A 23,279-nucleotide genomic window follows, 5' to 3' on the forward strand; every position below is an offset into this window, starting at 1 on the left:
CCCTCGCTTGAATTCGAGGCGCTCTTAGCGGCGGCTTTCGACCGCGGCTAGGCGGACTGCCGGCATTCCTCGGCTCGAAAAACCTGCCTATCGCAAGCGCCACCAGCGCCGCGCGGCGAGAGCCAGCCCGCCGATCGTGCCGATCCCGAGCAGCCCCGCCCCGACCATCGCGCCCCCGACCCACAACGCCGATACGGCCAGCATGAGCATGAAGTCGCTGATCGCCAGGACGCCGCCGACCATCGTCAGTCCGGCCGGACGAATTCGGAGACGATCTTGGCACCGTCCTCCAGGAGCGTCCCGCCGGCATGATCGCGGCAGGCTTCTTCCGCCTCCTCCGCGGTCGGGCAGATCTTGATCGTGCGCCAACCGATCCAGCGGCTGGCCTGCGCGACATACCAATCGCGATAGCCCCGGCCAGACACGATCGCTTCCAGCATATTCTTGCGCTGATGGATCACACGATATCTCTTGGCCATCTCTACTCCGCCGCCAGCAACGTCTCCGCCCCGCCCAGATCGACCGAGACGAGGCGGCTGACGCCGCGTTCGATCATCGTCACGCCGAAAAGACGGTGCATGCGGCTCATCGTCACCGCATTATGCGTGACGACAAGATAGCGCGTTTCGGTCTCGCGTGTCATCTCCACCAGAAGATCGCAGAAGCGCTCGATATTGGCATCGTCCAGCGGCGCATCGACTTCGTCGAGCACGCAGATCGGCGCCGGGTTGGTCAAGAACAGGCCGAAGATGAGCGCGACCGCGGTCAATGCCTGTTCGCCGCCGGACAACAAGGTCAGGCTGCCCAGTTTCTTGCCGGGGGGCTGCGCCATGATTTCCAGGCCCGCCTCCAGCGGATCGTCACTGTCGATCAGCGCCAGATGGGCTTCGCCGCCGACGAACAGGGTCCCAAACAGGCGGCGGAAATGCATGTCGACCGCCTCGAATGCGGCGAGCAGGCGTTGGCGCCCCTCACGATTGAGGCTGCCGATCGAGCCGCGTAGACGGTTGACCGCCTGATAGAGCTCGTCCCGTTCGGCGACATTGGTTTCGCGGGCCCCTTCAATCTCCGCCAGCTCGCTTTCGGCGACGAGATTGACTGGGCCCAGCCGCTCGCGATCCGCCACGAGGCGGTCGTGGCGGGCGCTTTCGTCGGCGGCGGGGGCAAGACCGGCGCTGTCGAAGCCGATCCGCTCGGCAAGCGTTGCCGCGGGACAGGAGAAGCGCTCGCCGGAGAGTTTGGATAGTTCGGCGCGGCGGCCTTCCTGATGTTCGGCGCGTGCCTGGGCGCCGGCGCGCGTTTCGCGAGCCGCGGCAAGGGTTTCGCCGACAGCCGCAACGACCTGTTCGATGCGGCGCAGTTCCGCTTCGCCTTCGCTCTCGGCCGCACGGGCTGCTCGTGCCTGCGCATCGGCCGTCTCAGCTTCCTGCACGAGGGCGGCCAGCGCTAAGTCAAGCTCACCCGGCCGGTCGGACAGGCTGGCCCGTTCGTGCGCAACCGCCTCTTCGCGCTTGGCCATTTCGGCGATCCGGCGCGCGGCATCGCCGGCCCGCGATTTCCAGCCCTTGGCTTCGGCCCGCGCGGCTTGAAGCCGTCGGCTGTCATGTTCGATCGACTGCGCGAGCGCGAGCGCTTTGCCGCGCGCTTCCGCCAGCCGGGCGCGGGCGGCGTCGGCGACTGCGGCCAGCTGCTCCACCTCGCGTCGGGTCTCGCTGCCATCCGGCAAGGCCGCGCGCGTCGCGGCCGCGCTTTGCTCCGCGGCCAGCGCCTCCTGCTGTTCCTGATCCGCACTGCCCCGCCGCTGCTCCAGCGCGGCTGCTGCCGCATTCCGCCGCTCGATCGCCGACTGGGCAGCATCCTCGGCGCGGCGCGCATTGCGCACGGCATGCTCGGCCGCGGCGATCGCAGCGCGTGTCGTGTCGATCGCGGCGCGCGCCTCCTGCTGGGCACGGCCGGCCTCATCCAGCGCGACCTTGGCGGCATCGACCGCCAATCGCGCCGCGGGCAGCTGCGCGACCAGTTCGGCATGGCGGTTGGCGCGGATCAGCCGTTCGGCTGCGGCCGCACCGACATCACGCGCATAATAACCGTCCCAACGCCGCATCTGACCATCGCGCGTGACGAGCCGCTGGCCAACGGCAAGTGCCTGCCCATCATCCTGATCGACCACGCCGATCTGTGCGAGGCGGCGCGCGAGTTCCTCCCCGCCAGAAACATGTGGAGCGAGCGGGGTCAGTCCGGCCGCAAGCGGCGGATCGCTCACCGATGGGGCGGCACCGGCCCAACCGCGCGCACCGGCGCTACCGAGCGGCGCATCGAGATCCTCCCCGAGCGCGGCTGCCAGCGCGCGTTCGTAGCCGGGTGCAACGCGAACTTTGGTAAGGGCGCGATCGCCCTTTACCTGGGCAAGCGCGGTCGCGAGCGCGCGCTCCTCGCTTTCCAGGCCAGCCAGCCGCGCGCGCGCGGCGGCGCTTTCGCTTTCGGCAACATCGCGTGCTGCGGCGGCCTTATCGCGTTTGGCCTCCGCGGCCGACAAATCCTCGCTCAGGCCCGTCAGGCGGCCCTCGGCCTCGGCGGAGGCAGCGCGCGCGGCATCCAGCGCCTGCGCAAGCGGTGCCGCTTGCCCCAGGGCAGCCAATTCCCGATCCAGCCGGGCGACCTCGCCATCGGCACGCGCACGACGCTGACGCGCGGCGGCGAGCGCCGTGTCAGCGATGCGGACATCGGCCTGCTCAGCCGCGGCGCGTGCCATCGCCTGGGCGGACGCGACATCCGCATCGCGCGCGGCGCGCTCCGCCTCCACCACACCGGTGTCGAGCGTGGTGCGCTGCGCCTCGCCGGCGGCCAGCGATCGGCTGAGCCCCTGCTCTTCCGCGTTCAAACGCTCCAGCGCAGCCGCAGCATCGATTGCAAGCGTATCCTCGCGCGCGCGGTCCTGAACCAAGGTATCCGCTTGCCGCTGCAGTTCGAGCAGGCGGCGTTCAATCGCGATCTTCTCCGCACGTACGCCCTCCAGCCGGTGGCGCACGGCCGCCGCAGCTTCGCGCGCAGCCTCGGCGGCGCTGCGCGCTTCCCCAAGCATGACCGTCGCCTTGGTCGCATGCGCTGCAGCGGCGCGTTGCGCCTCGGCCGCAGCCGTCACCGCCTTCTCCGCAGCGACCGCTTCCGCCTGGGCCGCCTCTGCAGCGGTGGCCGCTTCGCGCCAGCGGGCGAACAGCGTCCGCGCTTCGGCGACACGAATGTCTGCCGACAAGGTCCGGTAGCGCTCCGCCGCCTTGGCCTGGCGCCGCAGCGCGCCCATGCGCGTCTCCATCTCGCCGAGCACCTCGTCGAGCCGCTGCAGATTGGCTTCGGTTGCGCGCAGCTTCAGTTCGGCTTCACGGCGGCGGACGTGCAATCCGGAGATGCCGGCGGCCTCTTCCAGCATCTGGCGCCGCTCGACCGGCTTGGCCGCAATCACTGCGGCGATGCGGCCCTGGCTGACGAGTGCGGGTGAATGCGCGCCGGTGGCGGCATCGGCGAAGAGAAGGGCGACGTCGCGTTGGCGGACGTCCCGGCCGTTGATGCGATAGGCCGAACCGGCGCCTCGCTCGATCCGGCGCACGACCTCATGTTCTTCGCCATTCACATCTGTGAGCAGCGAGACTTCGGCAAAATCGCGCGAGGCGCGGCTGGCGGTGCCGGCGAAGATCACATCTTCCATGCCGCCGCCGCGCAGGGATTTGGCGCTGCCTTCGCCCATCACCCAGCGAATGGCTTCCAGCAGGTTCGACTTGCCGCAGCCATTCGGGCCGACGACCCCCGTCAGCCCCGGCTCTATCAGCAGTTCGGCCGGCTCGACGAAGCTTTTGAAGCCCGTCAGCCGAAGTTTCCTGATCCGCATCGCCCCCCGGCTTTCCGGACCCTCAGCCGATCAGCCGACGGCCTGGGCCAGCAGCGGCTCCAGCTGCTCCCATTCCGCAGCGGTCTGCTGTTCGCCGTTGATGAAGAATGTCGGCGTGCTGCTGACGCCATCTTCCTGATATTTGGTTTGCCAGGCGGTGAGCTGATCGACCGCCTTCTGATTGGCAAGGCAGGCCTCCGCCTGGGCGCGCGGCAGGCCGCGCGCGCCGAAGAAGCTGTACAAGCCGCCAAGCTCCGCCTGGGCCTTGAAATTGTCGACCGGCGGCAGCGATGCGATCCGTTCCAATTCGGCCTTTGGTGCGTCGATGAACTTCTGCACGATCGCTTCCTGATTGGCATAAAGCTGCTCGGTGAGCGTGAAGAAGGGTGCGGCGCCGCGGCAGTTCATCAGCAGGGTGATCGGCGCATCCTGGCCGTGGATCATGACCGAGCGGAATTCCCAGCTGACCTTCCCGGTGCTGATATATTTCTTCTTGAGCGGATCGATGCCGGTCTTAGCGAACAGCTGGCAATGCGGGCAGGTGAAGGAGGCATATTCGATCAGCTTCACCGGCGCGTTGGGATTACCCATGCGATAGCCGCCTTCCGGCGTCTGCGCGACCACGTCGGTCCACTGCTTGCCAGCCGGCGGCGGCACCGCAGCGATCGGCGTAGCCGGTGCCGTCACGCCACCGGCGCCATCGCCTGCCTTCTTGGAACAGCCGGCGAGGGTGAGCGCGATCAGTGCGGCGAGAGCAACCGAATGTTTCATCAGCTTTTGGTCTTTCGTGCAGTGGGTGTCTTGAGAGCGGCGGCCAGCGCACCGTCCAGGCCGGCCCAGTCATGAACGGTGGGCAGGAACCGGCCGTTAATCTGAAAGGCCGGCGTGCCAGGGAAGCCGGCGGAGTTCCAGGCGGCATCCGCCATCGCTGTCACGACCTGCTGTTCGGCCTTGTTGCCGAGGCAGGCATTCATGCGGGCGGCGGGAATGCCGAACACGCGATCGAAGCCGGCACCAGCGGCGCTTTTCTGGATCACCTGATCGGGCGACAAACCACCCGCCTGTTCGACCTGCGACCAGGCTTGAGCGCGGGCGAACCAGCTATCCTGCTGCGCGAAGACCTTGGGCAGCGTGGTGAAAAAGGTTTGGGGGCCGTCGCAGCGCGCCAAGATCGATCCGGCCAGATCGAACGAATCCCGCACGGCGTGCCGAACCTCGTAGCTGACGAGCCCGGTACGGATATATTTAGCGGTAAGCGGCTTGATCGCCTCCGCTTCGAAGCGCGCACAATGTGGGCAGGTGAGCGACAGGAATTCCACCAGCTTCACACGCGCGGCCGGGTTGCCCTGGACGAAGGCGCCGGACGCCAGGCGTGTCGTGACGGTCGACCAATCTCGCACCGGCGCTGCCGCCAGCTGCACCGGCACCAGCGCCATGGCCAATGCGATCATCGCCGGACGAACCATCAATCATTGCTTCCTTTGACAAGGCGCACACCGACTGTCGGCGGCCCGTTGGAGGCCGCCACCGCCCCGGCGAGCGCAGACAGGCAGGCGTGCAGTTCCGGATCGGTAATGTTGCGCAGCGAGTCGCCCAGCTCCGCCGGAACCGGCCGCAACGAAGGCGGCGGTACGCGTTTCTTGGGCATCGCCATCGTGCCCTGGCGAATAACGATGCGCGCCACGGCGACATAGCCGAAGAACAGGTTGACCCGCTCCATAATTGCCGGCGCGATATGCTGCATCATCGGCGCATGAGCGCTGGATACGGTGAGCGTCAGCGTGCCATCCGATTTCTTGCCCGCCGGAAAGCGGATCGACTCGGGGGCGGAGACTTCCGCATAACGGGTGCCCACGATCTCGGCCCAGCGGCTGACGACCGAGGATTGCACGAAGCCGAACCGCTTGAAGGCCGCTGCGCCGACGTCCGGCAGCAGATCGGCCACCGCACGCTGGCCACGCCGCCGCGGCTCCTCGGGCGGCTTGCCCCCTCGACTCTTCCGTTCCGTCATCCGATTGCCCATGCCATAGCGTCGCCATGCTCGTCGATAGCGGTTCGGACACGGCCGCGGCCCTCCTCACCTGGTATGATCGTCACGCGCGCCGTTTGCCTTGGCGCGCGGAAGGCGGTGCAGCACCCGATCCCTATCGCGTGTGGCTGTCGGAGGTGATGCTGCAGCAGACTACCGTCGCTGCCGTGAAGAGCTATTTCGAAAAGTTCACGCGATTATGGCCGACGGTCGACGCCTTGGCCGCGGCGGACGATGCCGACGTGATGAGCGCCTGGGCGGGGCTCGGCTATTATGCCCGGGCGCGCAACCTCATTGCGTGCGCACGCGCCGTATCCGCATCGGGCGGGCGATTTCCGGACACGGAGGCGGAATTGCTGGCGCTTCCCGGCATTGGCGGCTATACCGCCGCTGCGGTCGCCGCGATCGCTTTTGGCCGGCGCGCGGTCGTGGTCGACGCCAATGTCGAACGCGTGGTGACGCGCCTGTTCGCGGTGGACCAGCCCCTGCCCGCAGCCCGCCCAGCGATCGCGCAGCTGACCGACCAGATCACGCCCACCGCGCGCGCCGGCGATTTCGCGCAGGCGATGATGGACCTTGGCGCAACCATTTGCACGCCGCGCAGCCCAACCTGTGCGCTCTGCCCGCTCATGCAGGGCTGCGCCGCGCGTATGGCAGGCACGCAGGAGAGCTATCCGCGCAAAGTGCCGAAGCGCGCCAAACCGCTGCGCAAGGCAACCCTGTTCTGGGTCGAATGTGAGGGCGCGGTGCTGCTCGTGCGCCGACCCGCATCGGGACTGTTGGGCGGCATGCGCGCCTTGCCCACCGGCCCGTGGACGGAAGAGGATCCGGGCGAAGCCGGCGCACCCGCCGCGCTGTCCTGGCGTAAGGTCGGCCAAGGCCGTCACGTTTTCACGCATTTCGCGCTGGACTATCGCGTGCTGGCTGCCGAGGTTCCGTCGCGCCTGAACGGCGGCGAATGGTGGCCGCGGGCCACGCTCGACGAAGCCGGATTGCCAACCCTGTTCGCGCGTGCCGCGCAGATTGCCATGGTGGAGCCTCTATGAGCCTATATGTCGGCTTTACCGGATCACGGCTTGATCGGATCGAGCCGGCAAGGCAGGATCCGAATGCCTTGGCCGCGCTCGTCGCGGATCCCCGCGCGCTGCTGCTCGACATGCCGGATTATGTGCCGGAGGTGGCTGATTGCGCGCTTGCCTGGCGCCCGCTGACGCCCTTGCCCGCGCACGAACTGCTGTTGCTCGGAATGATCGACGGCATCCCCCGCTTCGCCCAGATCGATCCGAACGCGGTGGCGGCGCGGCGCACACCCGAGCTGATGCAGCTGCTCGATGGGCTCTCGGCGGGGGAAGCAGGCACCTACGCCGCCGCCCGATCGGTGCTCGACTGGCATGCGCGACATCGCTTTTGCGCCAATTGCGGCGCCATGAGCAGACCGCATCATGCCGGCTGGGCGCGCCACTGCGAGCAATGCGGCACCGAACATTATCCCCGCACCGATCCGGTTGCGATCATGCTGGCAGAATATGACGACGGGGTGGAGAAGCGCGTATTGATCGGCCGCCAGGCCACCTTTCCGGAGGGGCGCTATTCGGCGCTTGCCGGGTTTATCGAGGTGGGCGAATCGATCGAGGAAGCGGTCGCCCGTGAGCTGCACGAAGAGGCAGGCGTGGTGGCAACCACCGTTCGCTATATCGCCAGCCAACCCTGGCCGTTTCCGTCCCAGCTGATGGTGGCCTGTATCGCCACCGTCGCCGACGACGTCATCACGCTCGATATGGCGGAACTGGAAGACGCGCGCTGGGCAACCCGGGCAGATGTAGCCGCCGCCCTAGCGGAGGCACCGGATGCGCCCTTCCGCGCTCCCCCTCGCTATGCGATCGCCAATACGCTGTTCCAGGCGTGGCTCGCCGAGCAGTCGCCCGGCTGACGCCATCCCCGATCGATCATCCGACGAAGGCGCGCTCAATCACATAGTCGCCGGGATGCGCGTTGGAACCCTCGGTAAAGCCCAGGCTTTCCAGCAATTCGGCGGTTTCCTTGATCATCGCCATGCTGCCGCACAGCATCACCCGATCATGTTCGGGATCGAAGCGGGGCGGATTGGCGGCACCATCCTTGAACAGTCGCCCGTCCTTGATCAGCACGTCGATACGATCGCGGGTGTGGAAATCCTCCCGCGTGACGGTTGGAACATAAGACAATTGGTTGGCGGCGGCTTCATCCACCAGCGGATCCTCGGCCAGCTTGCTTTCCAGTACGTCGCGATAGGCAAGATCGCTCAGGCGCCGCACGGAGTGCACCACCACAATCTGGTTGAACAGATCATAGACGTCGGGATCGCGGATGATGGACATCCACGGCGCCAGGCCGGTACCGGTGCCGAGCAGGAACAACCTGCGGCCCGGTTTCAGCGCGTCGGTCACCAACGTCCCCGTAGGCTTGCGCCCCAGGTAGATGTCGTCTCCCACCTGGATTTGCTGCAGCTTGGACGTCAGCGGCCCATCCGCCACCTTGATCGACAAAAACTCCAGTTCCTCCGCATAAGCCGGGGACGCGACCGAATAAGCGCGCAGCAGCGGCTTGCCATTGTCGCCCTGCAGCCCGATCATCACGAACTCGCCCGAACGGAAGCGGAAGCTCGCCGGGCGCGTGATCGTGAAGCTGAACAGATGCTCGTTCCAATGCTTTACGCTCAGCACCTTCTCGACCGACAGGCTGGCCGAAGGCTCAAGCGGGGCAGAAACGGCAACGGTCACTAGGGCAGCCTCATCTCAGGAAGGGAATAGGCGCGACTTAGGCAGCGCCCGGTGCCTGTGCAACCTTGGCCTCGCACTTGCCAGCTAGAATAGCTTGCCGTGGCCAAAGCCATGGCGTCGGCGAGGCGTGGCCACGACCAACGACGACCGCCAGGCAAGTCTCGTCCGCCGCCCTCCCGCTGAAGAACGGTTCCCAGTCGACATGATGATGCGCTCTCCGCAACCAACTTCGAGCCAGGCCCTGTCGCGGAACGGGGCGACGCGTGTTAAATGGGGGGCTAACAAGTCGGTCCGCTGTTCACTTGGATGGGTAGCGTCTTCTATAATCCATCCCAAGCCTTCGAGCTCAACCTTGTCAGTGGTTTTCTTATCTTCGCTTCCATCACCCGCACCTGCAGCGAATTACCAGGACAAGCCGTCGGTGACGCGGCCTGCTGTTCGTGGTGACTCGGACGTTGGCGGCCCCTTCCTCTCGGCGGGCGTCTAGAGGATCCGTGGAAATCCCCGCGCGCAAAATCGGTTGGCCGCTGGCCATTCTGACGCTTGTCTACGTTCTCAACTTTGTTGACCGCCAGCTGATCGCGATCCTTGGCCAGCCCATGAAGCTGGAGCTCGGCCTTTCGGACAAGTCGCTTGGTCTTTTGAGCGGCGTGGCGTTCGCCTTGTTCTACACCACGATGGGGCTGCCGGTTGCGCGCATTGCCGAACGCCGCAGTCGCGTCGGCGTGATCGCCGTCTCGCTGGGCGTGTGGTCGGCCATGACCGCGCTGTGCGGCGTCGCCCGCACCGTGCCGCAACTTGTGTTGGCCCGGATCGGCGTCGGCTTGGGCGAGGCAGGCTATGCCCCGACCGCGCAGTCGCTGATCGCCGACCTTGTACCGGCCGATCGCCGGGCCACCGCCATGTCGCTATTCTCGCTGGGAATACCGGCCGGCATGTTGATCGGCGCGATTGCCGGGGGGTGGCTTGCCCAATCGCTCGGCTGGCGCATGGCCTTCATCCTGCTCGGATTACCGGGCATCCTGCTCGCCATTGTCATCGCCCTCGTGCTGCAGGAGCCACGGACCGGTGCCGTCCCAAAGACGCACCCTTCGCTGCGCGAGGTCGCGGGAGAGCTTTGGGCCGCGCCCGGCTTTGCCCATATGGCCATCGGCGCATCGCTCTGTTCCTTCGCCGGCTATGGCGTGACGAGCTTCGCGGTGCCGCTGCTGCAGCGCGCTTATGGCCTGCCGTTGCGCGACGCTGCGACGGGGTTCGGGATCGTGGCGGGCATCGCGATCGGCATCGGCATCGGCAGCGGCGGATGGCTGGCGGATGGTCAGAAGCGCGACGGTGGTGCCGGGCGTGTCGCCGCGTCGGGCGCGTTGATCGCGGGCCTGCTCTTTCCGGTTGCGCTCAGCGCCGATAATCCGCATCTGCTGGCACTGACCGCGACAGCCCCGCTCGCTGGAGCGCATCTCTATTTCGGCCCGACATATGGACTGACCGTCAACAGCGTGTCGCCAACCGCCCGGGCGACCGCAATCGCCTTGCTGCTGATGCTGGTGAATGCCGTGGGACTCGGCCTTGGGCCGCTCGTGGTCGGCGCTATGAGCGACCACTTCGCCGCCGTCGCCCTACCGGGCTATTCGGCAGCCTGCCATAGCGCGGCGTGCCAAGCTGCGTCTGCGACCGGCCTGGTAAAGGCGCTGCGGCTGGACGTGCTGTTATATCTATGGGCCGCCGTGCATTTTCTGCTGGCGGGTCGATCGGTGCACCAGGCGAGATTGCGCGCTGCGCTCGCCTGATCAGGCAGGCTGGACCGAAACCGACTGCTCATTCATCTGCGCGATGCCATAGGCTGTCAGGAAAGCGACATCGGCGGCGTCGCGCCCTACTCCGATCTTGGCCATACCGCCCTCGGTCGCCATCCCGGTCGCATCGATCAAATGCCATGCACCGCCCAGGAAGACTTCCGCAACCGCGTGAAAATCCTGCGGTTCGACCCCCAAGGCGTAGACGCTGGCGACACGGGCAGGGATGCCGGAAGCGCGGACCAGCGTCACCATCACATGCGCGTAATCCCGGCAGACACCCTGCCGCTTGACGAACGTGTCGAGCGCGGTCGTATCGGACAGGCTCGAGCCGGGCACGTAGCAAAAGCGTTCCTCCACCCAGTCACGCATCGCCGCGACCCGCTCGCCACCCCGCAGCGTGCCGAATTCCGCATCCACGAAATTCTGGAACTGATCGGATGGGCAGTAACGCGACGGCAGCAGATATTGTACCGTCTCGCCCGGAAGCTGATGCGGCGGGACGACGGGGAGCTGCCGAACATCCGCCAGCACGCGATCGATCGAAACCGTCGCCCGGTAGTCGACCACGAGTTGACCATCGACGCGCAACCAGATCCGGTCGCCGATCCCGTCATGACCGGCGACACGGGCGAAATGTTCACAAGGGGTGAGCGCGATGTGCGCGTTGACATATTGTTCGGGGATGATCGCTGCTTCCAGCTGCAGCAGCACGTCTGTCGGATGGAAGAAGCTATAGTCCAGCCGGCAATGGATTTGGATCTTCACGGCAGGCTCCTCCGATCGGCGCGCTAACCAGCAGGTCAACCGAAACGAGCGCCAACGCGGCCTTTGCAGAACCGCCATGGCGCTCGATCGGGCAGCCCGGACGAGAGCAGCCAAGGGGCATCGCGCTGCGCCGGCAGTTCGCCGGCACGTCGATCCCCTAAAGGCGAGATGTTACCACAGAATGGCGCGATAGCGCTCGAAGCAGGCGAGGCCGCAGCGCAGACGCATCAGCGCGCCTTCTGCGATCGCCACCGCGCGGGCTGGATCCTCGCTGACCAGAGGGATCAGCGCCTCGCGGTTCCAATCTTCGCTATGCTTCACATCCAATACGGCATGCAGATCGAAATAGCGGCGTTCGCGGTTCGACAAGCCGATCCGCTTGAGGCCCTGTGCAACCATGGCCGAGCGCCCGGGAGCGGTCAGTTCGATCACACCGAGCGCGCCGACCGAGTGCCAGGCATAGCGCCGGCTGGTCGCCATCGCGGTCATTGCGTTGGCAAGCGCCAGGCTTTCCCAGACCGTATTCTCGATCACCGGATTCACGTCCAGCGTCTCGACCAGACCATCGAGCATCGGGCCGTGCATGCCGGCGGCCTGACCGCGGCCCATTTCGTCCCAGTAATTTCGCGCCAGCTCAAGCTTGGCCTGGACGGGCAGCTTGACCTGGGTCAGTGCCACCAGATCGTCGAACCCAGCCTCGCCCGCGGCTTCCTGCTCGAAGAACCAGCGCAACTGGTCCCGCGTGGCGTGCTCGGCCAGCCACGGGAAAAGCGGATCGCCCTGCCCTGGGCCGACCTCCTTAAGATTTTCGAACCAGGCGACGAAGCCGGCGGCGTCGGTCGGCACCGCGGCCGCTTCATCCGCGACCTCCGCGCGCAATTCCTCGATGAAGCCGCCTTCCAGCCGCGTCATGCGCAGATCACGCTCCAAGGTCTTCTGCCAGTCGGCTTCAGGAAAGCCCGGCTTCATCCTCTCACGATTCCAGTGGGCCAGCCCGCGCTGAAAGCTGTCGGTAAAAAATTGCGACGCGCGCTTGTAATCTAGATTAGGCTGCGAAGCCATAATGTTCCGCCATTCCAATGATATCCGGCAAGGGTAACGCGGCCTGACGGCGGGATGTTCCAATAGTAGCTGAACCCGAAATGAAGGAACTTGCGCCAATCTGTACCGTTCATGTTGGGGCTGTTTCATTTTACGGAAGGACATCGCAATGAAGCGTTTAACTCTCATCGCCGGTGCGGTCGCCCTGTCGGTCGGCCTCACCTCCCCGGTTGCTGCGCAGAGCGCAGGGCAGATGCTGAAGGGCACGGCCATCGGCGCCGGCGGCGGCGCACTGGCTGGCGCGATCCTGCCGGGCGTTTCGACCGGCAACGGCGCCCTGATCGGCGCAGCGGGCGGCGCGGCCTACACCGCGCTCAAGAAGAACCGCCATTATTATCGCGATAGCCGCGGTCGTAAGTACTACATCGATAAGCGCGGCTACCGCCACTACAAGTAAGCGCCTGGCGCTTGCGAAGCGGGCCTCGGGAGCGATCCCGGGGCCTTTTTCGTGTCAGTCGTAAACGTCCGGAAGCTGGGCCAGCCACTCGGCCAGCATCAGGCGCCCCGCCTGCACCGCAGCGGGCCCGAGCCGATCATGGTCGGCGCGCAGCGTTGCCGGATCCGTTCCCGCTGCCGCGATATAGGGTTCGTCATTCAGCCATTCGGCGAACCGCGGATCCTCCCCCATTTCGGGGTGGAATTGCAGCGCGAGCAGCGCATCGCCGATGCGATAGGCCTGATCGAATGCGTGGGTCGTAGCGAGCAGTTCCGCCCCCCGCGGCAATTCGAATGTATCTCCATGCCAGTGGAGCACCGGCACACCGGCAAGATGACGCAAGGGCGACCGCACGCCTGCATCCGACAGCGCGATCGTCGCGAAGCCGACTTCCTTGATCGGGCCAGGATAGACGCGGCTTCCGAGCGCCGCTGCGATCAATTGGCTGCCAAGGCAGACGCCCAGCGTCGGCCGGCCAGCCGCGATGCGCAGGGCGAGCCCCGTGATTTCGCCATCGATCCAGGGATATAGATCGCGTTCATAGACGCCCATCGGGCCGCCCATCACCACAACCAGATCCGGGCCGAGCCAATCGAGCGTCGCGAATTGCGGATCGCTGACGTTGATGCGGGCGAAATGATAGCCGGCCTGCTCGATCGGCAACCGGAAGCCGGCAGCTCCCTCGAACGGCGTGTGACGGACGATCAGCGCTTCTTTCATGCGGCATTTCTAGCGCGACGCCGTGGCGACGCGCCGCAGAAATCCTTGCCGCCTCCAAAGGACCGCCCCAGCCGGACTCCCGCCTAGAAGACGGCGCTCAGTCCCCGGTCAGGATGCGATCGACCAGCTGCTTCACGGTCGGCACAAAGCCGTTCGAGTAGAAGGGATCCTTCTTGAACTGATAGGCCGAATGTCCGGCGAACATCAGGTTCTGATCGACGTCACCGCCATGCGCGATGTCCTGCAACGTCTTCTGAATGCAGAAGCTGCGCGGATCTGCCAGACGTCCGGTCGAATTGCCCTCCGTATCTGCCCAGGAAGAGAAGGCGCACTGGCTGAGACAGCCCATGCAATCGGCCTGATCCTTGCGGATGACCTTCATCTCCTCCGGCGTGACGAAGACCAGCGTATTGTCGGGTGTCTTGAGGGCGACCGTAAAGCCAAGGCCGTCCCATTCCCGCGCACGGTGCAGGTCGCCAAGCGTGACCCAGAAACTCTTGCCCTTTACGCCAACGTCCAGCTTGAACTGGTGATCGCCTGCCGCTTCCAAGCTGAAGGCGATCTGGCGTTCGGAGCGCTGCTCCAGATTGCGCAGGAAGGGATTGCGGACCGCGCTGGAGTAAAAGCCGGTCGGCGAGAAGCGGTGCAACAGCACATCGCCCTCATCCAGCGTCGGCAGCCGGGCCTTCCACTGTTCAGAGATGGGACTTTCCTGCGTTAGCAGCGGGCGCGTGCCGAATTGAAACGCGATCGCGCCCAGCTCCGGATTATCGATCCAGTTTTCCCAATCGCGCAGATACCAGACGCCACCCGCCATGATGATCGGCACGCTTTCGGAAACGCCGCCCGCGCGCATCGTTTCGCGCAGCGCCTTCACGCGCGGATAGGGATCCTGTGGGACTTTGGGGTCCTCCGCATTGGACAGGCCGTTATGGCCCCCGGCGAGCCAGGGATCTTCGTAGACGACGCCGGCGAGCCATTCGGCGGCCTTGGAATAAGCGCGCTTCCACAAAGCGTTGAACGCGCGGCCCGAGCTGACGATCGGCAGGTAATTCACGCCATAGGAGGCTGCGATCTCGCTGAGCTTGTATGGCATACCCGCGCCGCACGTGACGCCGGCCACCAGGCCCTTGGTCCGTTCCAGCACGCCGTGGAGGACGCGCTGAGCGCCGCCCATTTCCCACAGCACGTTGATGTTGATCGCACCCTTGCCACCGGCGATGTCAAACGCACGCTTTACCTGCTCGACCGCGCCATCGATCGCATATTGAACCAGTTCCTCATGCCGTTCGCGGCGCGTGAGCGCGCGATAGACTTGCGGGATTATCCGGCCCTGGGGATCATAGCTGTCGGCATTTACGGCCGAGATCGTGCCGATGCCGCCGGCGGCCGCCCAGGCGCCCGTGCTGGCATGGTTCGAAACCGCGACGCCCTTGCCGCCCTCGATCAGCGGCCAGACCTCACGGCCTCCGTACATAATCGGGCGCAATCCCTTGAACAAACCAACCTCCAAACAACGTGCGGCCATATAGGCCTACCTGATCCGTAATGCGCGATTATTCGTGATCGACCGCGGCCAGCAGCAGATCAATCGCGTGCATTGCCTCCGGTTCCTCCAGCGTTGGCGTGTGCCCTATAGCTGGCACGGTGACAAAATCCATATTGGGGATATGCCGCACCATTTCGATTGCCGTCTCCTCCTCCAATATATCCGATAGCGCGCCGCGCACGAGCAGAAGCGGCAAGCCGCGCAAGGATTCGAATGCGGGCCACAGATCGAACGGCGGCTCCGGCGGCGGCAGATTGAACGGGGCGGCCAGCGCCATATCATAGTCGAACCGGATCGTGCCGTCCGGCTCCTGGCGGCAGACGCGGTGCGCCCACCGTTGCCAATCCTCGCTCCCGTAGCTCGGGAAGCTTCCTGTATGTGCCTGGGCGAGCGTGGCTGCAGCCTCGTCCCATCCGGCGAAACGCACGTCACGCCCGACATAGGTTCTGATGCGGGAAAGGCCCTGCACGCCCAGCACCGGCCCGATATCGTTGAGCAGAACGCCGGCGAGCAGCGGGCGGGCGGCCAGGCCGATGAGCATCGCCAGCAATCCGCCCAGCGACGTGCCGAAAAGGACGACATGGTGCAAATCCTGCTCGTCGATCAGTGCCAATAGATCCTGGACGTAGACGGGCGGCACATAGGTCATCGGATCGTCCGAATAGTCGCTGTCGCCGCGGCCGCGCAGATCCACCGCGATCACCCGGCGGCTGCCAGCCAGGTGGGACGCAACGCCTTCGAAATCGCGCGCATTGCGGGTCAGCCCCGGAATGCAGAGGACCGGCGCCTTGGTCGGATCGCCCGCATAGTCGCGATAATGCAAACGCAATCCGTCGGCCGAATACCAGATGCGGTCTTGATAGAGTGGCTGTGCCATGCGCTTGCGTCTCCGGCCTGTACCACCCCATATCGGGGTGATGACATCCTCCCCGCAACCGCCGATCCGCACCATTGCCGATTTCCTTGCCGATCCGGTTGCCGCGGCCGACTTTCCCGAAACGAAGCTGCGCTTCCGCAACGATCGCGCGGCGGCCTCCGTCGGCCTGGATCATCTATCCGACGCAGAATGGGTGACAGCGTTCGGGCGCTTCCAGCCGCTTGCGGACAATCTGCCGCAGCCGCTGGCGCTACGCTATCACGGCCATCAATTCCGCAGCTACAATCCCGATCTGGGCGACGGGCGCGGTTTTACCTTCGCCCAGCTGCGCGACGGGCACGGACGCTGGCTGGATCTGGGCACAAAGGGATCGGGTCAGACGCCCTATAGCCGCTTCGGCGACGGCCGGCTGACGCTGAAAGGCGGCATGCGGGAGATCCTGGCCACGGAGATGCTGGAAGCCTTGGGCGTCAACACGTCGAAGAGCTTTTCGCTGATCGAGACGGGCGAGGCCCTGCAGCGCGGGGACGAGCCATCCCCCACCCGTTCTTCCGTGCTGGTGCGGCTGAGCCACGGCCATATCCGCATCGGCAGCTTTCAGCGGTTGAGCGCGCTTAACCTGACCGAGGAGATGGCGCGGCTGACGCACTATGTCGTCGAACATTTATACGGCGAGCCAGCAGATGACGAACCCGCGCTGCAATTATTGGAGCAGGTGGTTCGTCGCACCGCCCGGCTGGCGGCATCGTATATGGCGGCCGGCTTCGTCCACGGCGTACTCAACAGCGACAATATCAATATTACCGGGGAAAGCTTCGATTACGGCCCATGGCGCTTCACGCCTTTCTGGGACCCGGAGTTCACCGCGGCCTATTTCGACCATCAGGGTCTCTACGCCTTTGGGCGGCAGGCGCAGGCGATCCATTGGGATGTCGTGCAGCTGGCGATCGCGCTCACCAAGCTGGCCTCGATCGAGGCGCTGGCGCCGATCCTCGATGCCTTCCCGCAAATCTATGAGGAAGCGTATAGTCGCGCCATGATGGCCCGGCTCGGCGTCCACCCGCTTGGCGAGGCCGAGGATCTCGCGCTGGTCCAGGCGATCGAGCGGGGCCTCGGCACCCGCACCGTCGGCATCGACCGCTTCTTCTTCGACTGGTCCAGTGGCAGGCGTCGTCCTAGTCCCTACGACGCGACCTATGCCGAGCATTTTGGGGAGGTTGAAATGAGGCTGGCGCGCTATCAGCCGGCGCGCACGACCGACCACCCTTACTGGTCCGACGCGGAACCCTGCTCGATGCATATCGAGGAGGTCGAGGCGATCTGGTCGGCGATCGATACGAGCGATGATTGGTCGCTCCTGCACAACAAGGTCGCGGCGATCCGCCGCATGGGTGAGGCGCATCAATGGCCGAATTGATCAGTTACGAACCTGCCACCGGGGCTGAGCTGTGGCGCGGTGCCACCGGCGATGTGGATGCCGAAGTGGCCGCCGCACGCGCGGGCTGGGCGGAGTGGGCGCGGCGTCCGTTCGAGGCGCGTGCCGAGATCCTGCGTCGCTTTACCGAGGTGGTGCGCGAGCGCGCCGACGCCTTCGCCGACATCATCGCCCGCGAGACCGGCAAGCCCCTGTGGGAAGCGAAGGGCGAGGTGGATGCGGTCATCGGCAAGGTCGCCATCTCGATCGCCGCTTATGGTGAGCGGACGCCCGCGCGGAGCATGGAGGGCGCGTTGGGCGCGCGAAACCATGTGCGCCACAAGCCGCACGGCGTACTCGCGGTACTTGGACCGTATAATTTCCCGGCGCATCTGCCGAACGGCCACATCGTCCCCGCCCTGCTCGCGGGCAATGCGATCGTGTTCAAGCCGTCTGAAAAAACCCCTGCCAGCGGCGCCTTGCTGGTTACTCTGTTCCGCGAAGCCGGCGTTCCGGACAGCGTGATCCGGGTGGTCCAGGGCGGGCGCGACGAGGGCAAGGCGCTCGCCGCCCACGCGGATATCGACGGGCTGCTCTTCACCGGGTCGGCAGGCGCGGGCGCCGCGCTGGGCCGCCAGTTCGCCGACACGCCGCAGCGCATCCTCGCGCTCGAACTGGGCGGCAACAACCCGCTGGTGGTGTGGGATACGCCCGACATCGCCGCCGCCGCGACCATCGTCGTCCAATCCGGCTATCTTTCGGCAGGGCAGCGCTGCACCTGCGGCCGGCGCCTGATCGTGCGGGACGGGGCGGAAGGACCGCTGCTCACGGAAGTCGGCAAGATCCTCGACCGCGTCATCATCGGCAGTCCGCACGACGAGCCTGCGCCCTTCATGGGCCCAGTCATCGACAATGACGCCGCGACGCAGGTGCTTGCCGCTTATGATCGGCTCGTTGCCAAGGGCGCGATTGTGCTGCGCGCCATGACCCGCCCCGACCCCGATCGGCCCTTCCTCACGCCGGGCCTGATCGATGTGACCGCGGTGGAGGAGCTACCCGACGAGGAGATTTTCGGGCCACTCGTCCAGCTGATCCGTGTGCCCGATTTCGGCGCCGCGATAGCAGCCGCCAATGCTACCCGCTATGGCCTCGCCGCGAGCGTGGTGACGGACGATGCCGCGCTTTACGACCGTTTCTGGGCGGGCGTGCGCGCGGGTGTGATCAACTGGAACCGGCCAACCAACGGAGCGCCCTCCAACGCACCGTTCGGAGGCGTCGGCATCTCCGGCAATCACCGTCCCAGCGCTTTCTACGCTGCCGATTACTGCGCCTATCCGGTGACATCCGTCGAAGCAGCGGAGGCGCGCGCCACGATCGGCCAGGGGCTGCTGCAAAGCTAGATCACGCGCCGTCGGGCTCGTTCAGCTCCGGTCACCGCGCAGGGTTAGCACCTCGACGCCATCGCGGGTCACCGCGACGGTATGCTCGAACTGCGCCGATAGCCGTCGATCCTTCGTCACGACGGTCCATCCGTCCGCCTCGGTGGCGACCATGCGACTGCCCTGATTAAGCATGGGTTCGATCGTGAAGGTCATGCCCTCGCGCAGCTTCAGCCCAGTGCCAGGCCGGCCGAAGTTCAGGATCGCCGGTTCCTCGTGCATCTCGCGGCCGATGCCGTGCCCGCCATATTCGCGCACGACGGAATAACCATTCTGCTTGGCGTGTCGTTCGATCGCGTAGCCGATATCGCCCAGATACGCGCCGGGACGGACCTGCTTGATGCCCTTCCACATCGCCTCCTGTGCCACCCGCACCAGCCGCTTGGCCGCAGGCTGCACCGCGCCGACCATATAGGTCTTGCTGGAATCGGCGATGAAGCCGTTCTTCTCCAGCGTGATGTCCAGATTGATGATGTCACCGTCACGGATGATCTCGTTCGGATCGGGCACGCCGTGGCAGACGACATGGTTGATCGAGCAGTTCAGCACATATTGGAAGCCATATTGGCCCTTGCTGGCAGGTCGTGCGGCAAGATCCATGGTGATATAGCGTTCCACCAAGTCATTGACCGCCATCGTCGACATGCCCGCCAGATCCTGGCCGTCCAGCATCTCGAACACGGACGCCAGCAGCTTGCCGGAGATGCGCATGAGCGCCAGTTCGTCGGGCGTTTTGACCATCAGGCAGCCACCGCCGCGACGATGCCGACGTCGGTGCTGTTGAGCTGATCTTTGACGATGTCGTTGAAGGACATGGTCGGGTTGGCCTCCGCCAGCATCCCGATCTTCATCCAGAACTCTGCCTGTGCGTTGATTGACCGGCACATGACCGTGCTCGCGCGCCGCGCTTCTTCGTGCAGCAGATCATCAATCTTGACCAAACCCATGATGCGCTCCCGTTCCGGAGATATGCATCATATATGGTTCATATATCGCCGTCGAGCAGTTACGCCAGCGGTGCGCTCCCCATTCCCATTCGGCCCAGCTCGCGCCGCCGATCGATCAGCTGATGCTTCATCGCACCAGCCAGGTGCAGCAGCAGCAGACCGATGAAGATCCAGCCGATTGTTTCATGCCGCGCCTCGAACAGCTCGTGGGCCTCCTTCAACTTGGCAGCGCCATCCGGCTGATCGGCGATACGCGTGATCGGCGACAGGCGCGGTAGCGGAATGACGCCCCAGACCATGATCGGCCGCGGCTTGGGCGCCGCTACCCGCGCAGCGGCCCCGGCCGCTGCTTCCGGCTGGGGAACATAGGCAGATACCATTGCCCAGCCGGTCAACGGTGCCGCCAGCATCGCCAGATAGAGGCAGAAATGGACGCCATGAGCCAATCCGCGCTCCCATACCGCGATCGGCAGAAATGGAGGCGGCTTGTGGGTCAATCGCCAGACGATGCGGATCACCGTCAGCGCAAGGATCGTAATGCCGGACGAGATGTGAAAGGCGAACACCGCGCGCGGTACGGACTCGCCGAAAAAGCCTGTGAACAGGTTGAACAGGATCAGGATCGCGATCGCCCAATGGAGGAAAATAGCGACATTGCTGTAGCGCATCCGGCTTGCCGCATCATTTGCCACGTCCTGCCACTCCATCGTTTCGACGCGGAGTCTGAGCGCGCCGGCGTGCGCCGTCAACGTGGCGATGCGACGAAAGTATCTCTAGCCCAAGCCCAAGGATCACTCGATTGCGCCGCCTGCCGCCAAGCCCCATTTGCAAGTCCATCATGGCGAGCCTTCTCGATCCTCACGCGCGCGGCAAGGTCATCCTGGTCGGCGCCGGCCCCGGCGACCCCGGCCTGTTGACCTTGCGCGCCGTCGAAGCGCTGCAGACGGCCGACGTCGTCGTTCATGACGGCCTGATCGACATGCGCGTGCTGGATCATGCGCCCGATCATGCGCAGCGCATTTCCGTCGCGAAGCAGCGCAGCCGCCACACCCTGCCGCAGGAAGCGATCAACGCCTTGATTGTTGCCCATGTGAAGGCGGGCTCGATCGTCGTGCGCCTGAAGGGCGGCGATCCGTTCGTATTCGGCCGCGGCGGGGAAGAGGTCGAGGCGGTTCGTGCCGCGGGGCTTCCGGTCGAGGTTGTACCGGGTGTGTCCGCCGCTTTGGGCTGTGCGGCGGAAGCCATGCTGCCTCTCACCCATCGCGATTGGTCGAGCGCGGTCAGTTTTGTCGCCGGGCAGTGCAAGGGCCTGAGCGAACAGGATTGGTCGGGGCTGGCCGGCGTTGGGCGGACACTGGTGATCTATATGGGCGTCGCTTCGGGCAACTGCATTGCCGACAAGTTGATGAAAGATGGTCTCGCGCCCGATCTTCCGGTCGCCGTGCTGGAGCGGGGCACCCTGCCCGGCTCGCGCGCGCTGCGGACGGTTCTCGCCGATCTGGGCGGGCTGATCGAGCGTGAGAAAGTCGTCAGCCCGGCTATTATCGTCGTGGGAGAGGTCGTGCTGCTATCCGATGCGGAGAACCGCTTTGCGGCCTTCGCGGCGCAGGCGGAGGCATTGGCGTGAAGCTACTCACGGGAAACGATCTCGTCACGGGTGACGTGATCTGGTGGGCCGGCAATGGCTGGTCGCGGCTGGTGACGGACGCGGTGGATGTCACCGCCGGCGCCGATGCGATCGCCAAGCGCGAGGAAGCCGCACGCCGCGTCAACGGCCCCTATGTCGTCGATGCGGAAGCCGGTGTCAGCGGCCCGGTGCCGCGCCACATCAAGGAACGTATCCGTGCCGCGGGACCGACCGTGCGGCCCGATCTCGGCATCCAGGCGGCCGAAACCGCGTCCGAAAGCTGGGTGATCTGAATGTACCGCTATGACGATTATGACCAGGCGATCGTGGACGCTCGCGTCGCGGAATTTCGTGACCAGGTGAAGCGCCGCCTGTCGGGCGAATTGTCGGAGGATCAGTTCAAGCCGCTGCGGCTGATGAACGGGCTCTACCTGCAGCTCCACGCCTACATGCTGCGCGTCGCCGTTCCCTATGGAACGCTCAACAGCCGCCAGATGCGGATGCTGGCGCACATCGCGCGCAAATATGACCGCGATTACGGCCACTTCACCACGCGTCAGAACCTCCAATATAATTGGATCAAGCTGGAAGACGCGCCCGACATCGTCGCCGAGCTGGCGACGGTCGAAATGCACGCCATCCAGACCAGCGGCAATTGCATCCGCAATATCTCGTCGGATCAATATGCCGGCGCGGCTGCGGACGAGGTGGCGGACCCCCGCCCCTATGCCGAGCTGCTGCGCCAGTGGAGCACCTTCCATCCGGAATTCACCTACCTGCCCCGCAAGTTCAAGATCGCGGTGATCGCGGCGGACGAGGATCGCGCGGCGATGCGGCTGCACGATATCGGACTGCAGCTGAAGCGCGACGACGCCGGCGAACTGGGCTTCGCGGTCTATGTCGGCGGTGGCCAGGGCCGGACGCCGATGGTCGCGCCGTTGATCCGCGACTTCGTCTCCGCGCGCGAGTTCGTGAGCTATCTGGAAGCGTGCCTGCGCGTCTACAATCGCTACGGCCGGCGCGACAATATCTACAAGGCGCGGATCAAGATCCTGGTCCACGAACTCGGTGCCGACGAATATCGTCGCCAGGTCGAGGAAGAGTATCTGCATGTGAAGACGCTCGCGGTCGATCCGCCGTTGGCCGAGCTGGAGCGGATTGCGGCGATGTTCGCCCCGCCTGCCTTCACCGATGGACCGACCGAGATCGATCGCAGCGATCCCGATTTCGCACTGTGGCTCGACCAGCAGACCGCCGCGCACAAACGTCCAGACCATGCAATCGTCACGATCAGCCTGAAGCCGATCGGCGGCATTCCCGGCGACGCCTCGTCCGCGCAGATGGATGTGATCGCCGATCTGGCCGACCGCTACAGCCATGACGAGCTGCGCGTCAGCCATGCGCAGAACATCGTCCTGCCGCACGTGCGCAAGGCCGATCTTTATGCGGTATGGCAGGCGCTCGACGAGGCGGGCCTCGCCACGCCGAACCTCGACCTGATCAGCGACATCATCGCCTGCCCCGGCCTCGATTATTGCAGCCTTGCCAATGCGCGCTCGATCCCGCTCGCGCAGAAATTGTCGGAGCGGTTCAGCCTCGTCAGCCAGCGCGACCTGGGCGAGGTGAAGCTCAAGATCTCCGGCTGCATCAACGCGTGCGGCCACCATCATGCCGGCCATATCGGTATCCTCGGCGTCGATCGGCACGGAACGGAGAATTACCAGCTTTCGTTCGGCGGATCGGGCGCGGAAGATGCGAGCCTGGCCAAGATCGTCGGCCCCGGCTTTTCCGAAGACGGAGTCGTCGATGCGGTGGAAAAGGCGCTCGAAACCTACCGCGGTCTGCGCATCGAGGGGGAACGCTTCCTCGACACCTACCGCCGCGTCGGTCTCGAACCCTTCAAGGCCGCGATCTATGCGTAGGCTCAAGCAACCCTT

Annotated in this window: 24 protein-coding genes; 9 read left to right on the plus strand and 15 right to left on the minus strand. The window is 65.4% G+C overall.

The window, feature by feature from the left end:
* Positions 1-87: 87 nt before the first annotated feature.
* The 6 genes from ACOJSI_RS09700 to ACOJSI_RS09725 are packed head-to-tail and all read right to left on the minus strand — an operon-like array spanning position 88 to position 5,894.
* Positions 88-243 (minus strand): hypothetical protein, encoded by a 156-nt coding sequence (locus tag ACOJSI_RS09700; protein ID WP_420138072.1) that lies wholly within the window; start codon positions 241-243, stop codon positions 88-90.
* 2 nt (positions 244-245) lie between these two features.
* Positions 246-479, minus strand: coding sequence for a hypothetical protein (locus ACOJSI_RS09705; protein ID WP_420138073.1), 234 nt, complete (start codon positions 477-479; stop codon positions 246-248).
* A 2-nt stretch (positions 480-481) separates the two neighbouring features.
* A complete protein-coding gene (locus tag ACOJSI_RS09710) occupies positions 482-3,883 on the minus strand; it encodes a chromosome segregation SMC family protein (RefSeq protein WP_420138074.1) in 3,402 nt (1,133 codons plus the stop codon).
* 30 nt (positions 3,884-3,913) lie between these two features.
* The gene (locus ACOJSI_RS09715; protein ID WP_420138075.1) at positions 3,914-4,654 is read right to left on the minus strand and encodes a thioredoxin domain-containing protein; all 741 of its coding nucleotides are present in this window, start codon (positions 4,652-4,654) and stop codon (positions 3,914-3,916) included.
* On the minus strand, positions 4,654-5,349 hold the full coding sequence (locus tag ACOJSI_RS09720; RefSeq protein ID WP_420138115.1) for a thioredoxin domain-containing protein: 696 nt from the start codon (positions 5,347-5,349) through the stop codon (positions 4,654-4,656). The genes ACOJSI_RS09715 and ACOJSI_RS09720 overlap by 1 nt, the downstream gene beginning before the upstream one ends.
* Positions 5,349-5,894, minus strand: a complete 546-nt coding sequence (locus tag ACOJSI_RS09725; RefSeq protein WP_420138076.1) for a DUF721 domain-containing protein — start codon at positions 5,892-5,894, stop codon at positions 5,349-5,351. The genes ACOJSI_RS09720 and ACOJSI_RS09725 overlap by 1 nt, the downstream gene beginning before the upstream one ends.
* Before the next feature lie 26 nt (positions 5,895-5,920).
* Here ACOJSI_RS09725 and mutY point away from each other — a divergent pair, with 26 nt between their 5' ends.
* Positions 5,921-6,958, plus strand: a complete 1,038-nt coding sequence (mutY, locus tag ACOJSI_RS09730; protein WP_420138077.1) for an A/G-specific adenine glycosylase — start codon at positions 5,921-5,923, stop codon at positions 6,956-6,958.
* Positions 6,955-7,842, plus strand: a complete 888-nt coding sequence (gene nudC, locus ACOJSI_RS09735) for an NAD(+) diphosphatase (protein ID WP_420138078.1) — start codon at positions 6,955-6,957, stop codon at positions 7,840-7,842. The genes mutY and nudC overlap by 4 nt, the downstream gene beginning before the upstream one ends.
* Before the next feature lie 16 nt (positions 7,843-7,858).
* On the opposite strand, the gene ACOJSI_RS09740 is transcribed toward nudC, so the two are convergent.
* The gene (locus ACOJSI_RS09740) at positions 7,859-8,671 is read right to left on the minus strand and encodes a ferredoxin--NADP reductase (protein WP_420138079.1); all 813 of its coding nucleotides are present in this window, start codon (positions 8,669-8,671) and stop codon (positions 7,859-7,861) included.
* 494 nt (positions 8,672-9,165) lie between these two features.
* On the opposite strand from ACOJSI_RS09740, the gene ACOJSI_RS09745 reads away from it, so the two are divergent.
* Positions 9,166-10,458: a spinster family MFS transporter gene (locus ACOJSI_RS09745; protein WP_420138080.1), complete on the plus strand. Its 1,293-nt coding sequence runs from the start codon at positions 9,166-9,168 to the stop codon at positions 10,456-10,458.
* Here the strand turns inward: ACOJSI_RS09745 and ACOJSI_RS09750 are convergent, their stop codons facing one another.
* On the minus strand, positions 10,459-11,232 hold the full coding sequence (locus ACOJSI_RS09750) for a transglutaminase-like domain-containing protein (protein WP_420138081.1): 774 nt from the start codon (positions 11,230-11,232) through the stop codon (positions 10,459-10,461).
* 171 nt (positions 11,233-11,403) lie between these two features.
* Positions 11,404-12,294: an iron-containing redox enzyme family protein gene (locus ACOJSI_RS09755; RefSeq protein WP_420138082.1), complete on the minus strand. Its 891-nt coding sequence runs from the start codon at positions 12,292-12,294 to the stop codon at positions 11,404-11,406.
* Positions 12,295-12,442: 148 nt separating this feature from the next.
* Between ACOJSI_RS09755 and ACOJSI_RS09760 the strand changes: the two genes are divergently transcribed.
* Complete coding sequence (locus ACOJSI_RS09760; RefSeq protein WP_420138083.1) at positions 12,443-12,730, plus strand: hypothetical protein; 288 nt, start codon at positions 12,443-12,445, stop codon at positions 12,728-12,730.
* 54 nt (positions 12,731-12,784) lie between these two features.
* On the opposite strand, the gene ACOJSI_RS09765 is transcribed toward ACOJSI_RS09760, so the two are convergent.
* From ACOJSI_RS09765 to ACOJSI_RS09775, 3 genes are all read right to left on the minus strand, one after another.
* A complete protein-coding gene (locus ACOJSI_RS09765; RefSeq protein WP_420138084.1) occupies positions 12,785-13,489 on the minus strand; it encodes a glutamine amidotransferase in 705 nt (234 codons plus the stop codon).
* Positions 13,490-13,586: 97 nt separating this feature from the next.
* The gene (locus ACOJSI_RS09770) at positions 13,587-14,990 is read right to left on the minus strand and encodes an NAD(P)H-dependent flavin oxidoreductase (protein ID WP_420138085.1); all 1,404 of its coding nucleotides are present in this window, start codon (positions 14,988-14,990) and stop codon (positions 13,587-13,589) included.
* Between the two features lie 55 nt (positions 14,991-15,045).
* A complete protein-coding gene (locus tag ACOJSI_RS09775) occupies positions 15,046-15,915 on the minus strand; it encodes an alpha/beta fold hydrolase (RefSeq protein ID WP_420138086.1) in 870 nt (289 codons plus the stop codon).
* 40 nt (positions 15,916-15,955) lie between these two features.
* On the opposite strand from ACOJSI_RS09775, the gene ACOJSI_RS09780 reads away from it, so the two are divergent.
* Complete coding sequence (locus ACOJSI_RS09780; protein WP_420138087.1) at positions 15,956-17,332, plus strand: protein adenylyltransferase SelO family protein; 1,377 nt, start codon at positions 15,956-15,958, stop codon at positions 17,330-17,332.
* Positions 17,320-18,729 carry a succinylglutamate-semialdehyde dehydrogenase gene (astD, locus tag ACOJSI_RS09785; RefSeq protein WP_420138088.1) on the plus strand — a complete coding sequence of 470 codons (1,410 nt, stop codon included), beginning with the start codon at positions 17,320-17,322 and terminating at the stop codon, positions 18,727-18,729. The genes ACOJSI_RS09780 and astD overlap by 13 nt, the downstream gene beginning before the upstream one ends.
* 21 nt (positions 18,730-18,750) lie before the next feature.
* On the opposite strand, the gene map is transcribed toward astD, so the two are convergent.
* The 3 genes from map to ACOJSI_RS09800 are packed head-to-tail and all read right to left on the minus strand — an operon-like array spanning position 18,751 to position 20,464.
* Positions 18,751-19,509, minus strand: a complete 759-nt coding sequence (map, locus tag ACOJSI_RS09790; RefSeq protein ID WP_420138089.1) for a type I methionyl aminopeptidase — start codon at positions 19,507-19,509, stop codon at positions 18,751-18,753.
* Positions 19,509-19,715 carry a ParD-like family protein gene (locus ACOJSI_RS09795; RefSeq protein ID WP_420138090.1) on the minus strand — a complete coding sequence of 69 codons (207 nt, stop codon included), beginning with the start codon at positions 19,713-19,715 and terminating at the stop codon, positions 19,509-19,511. Before ACOJSI_RS09795 ends, map begins: the two co-directional genes overlap by 1 nt.
* Positions 19,716-19,774: 59 nt before the next feature.
* Positions 19,775-20,464 (minus strand): cytochrome b, encoded by a 690-nt coding sequence (locus tag ACOJSI_RS09800; RefSeq protein WP_420138091.1) that lies wholly within the window; start codon positions 20,462-20,464, stop codon positions 19,775-19,777.
* Positions 20,465-20,553: 89 nt separating this feature from the next.
* Here ACOJSI_RS09800 and cobA point away from each other — a divergent pair, with 89 nt between their 5' ends.
* From cobA to ACOJSI_RS09815, 3 genes are read left to right on the plus strand one after another with little or no spacing between them, the layout of a single operon-like run.
* Positions 20,554-21,342, plus strand: coding sequence for a uroporphyrinogen-III C-methyltransferase (cobA, locus tag ACOJSI_RS09805; RefSeq protein WP_420138092.1), 789 nt, complete (start codon positions 20,554-20,556; stop codon positions 21,340-21,342).
* On the plus strand, positions 21,339-21,635 hold the full coding sequence (locus tag ACOJSI_RS09810; RefSeq protein WP_420138093.1) for a DUF2849 domain-containing protein: 297 nt from the start codon (positions 21,339-21,341) through the stop codon (positions 21,633-21,635). Before cobA ends, ACOJSI_RS09810 begins: the two co-directional genes overlap by 4 nt.
* Positions 21,636-23,264, plus strand: coding sequence for a nitrite/sulfite reductase (locus ACOJSI_RS09815; protein WP_420138094.1), 1,629 nt, complete (start codon positions 21,636-21,638; stop codon positions 23,262-23,264).
* The last annotated feature ends 15 nt before the right edge of the window (positions 23,265-23,279 follow it).

It is taken from the genome of Sphingomonas sp. (genome assembly GCF_048595155.1).
In the GTDB taxonomy this organism is placed as follows: Bacteria; Pseudomonadota; Alphaproteobacteria; order Sphingomonadales; family Sphingomonadaceae; genus Sphingomonas_I.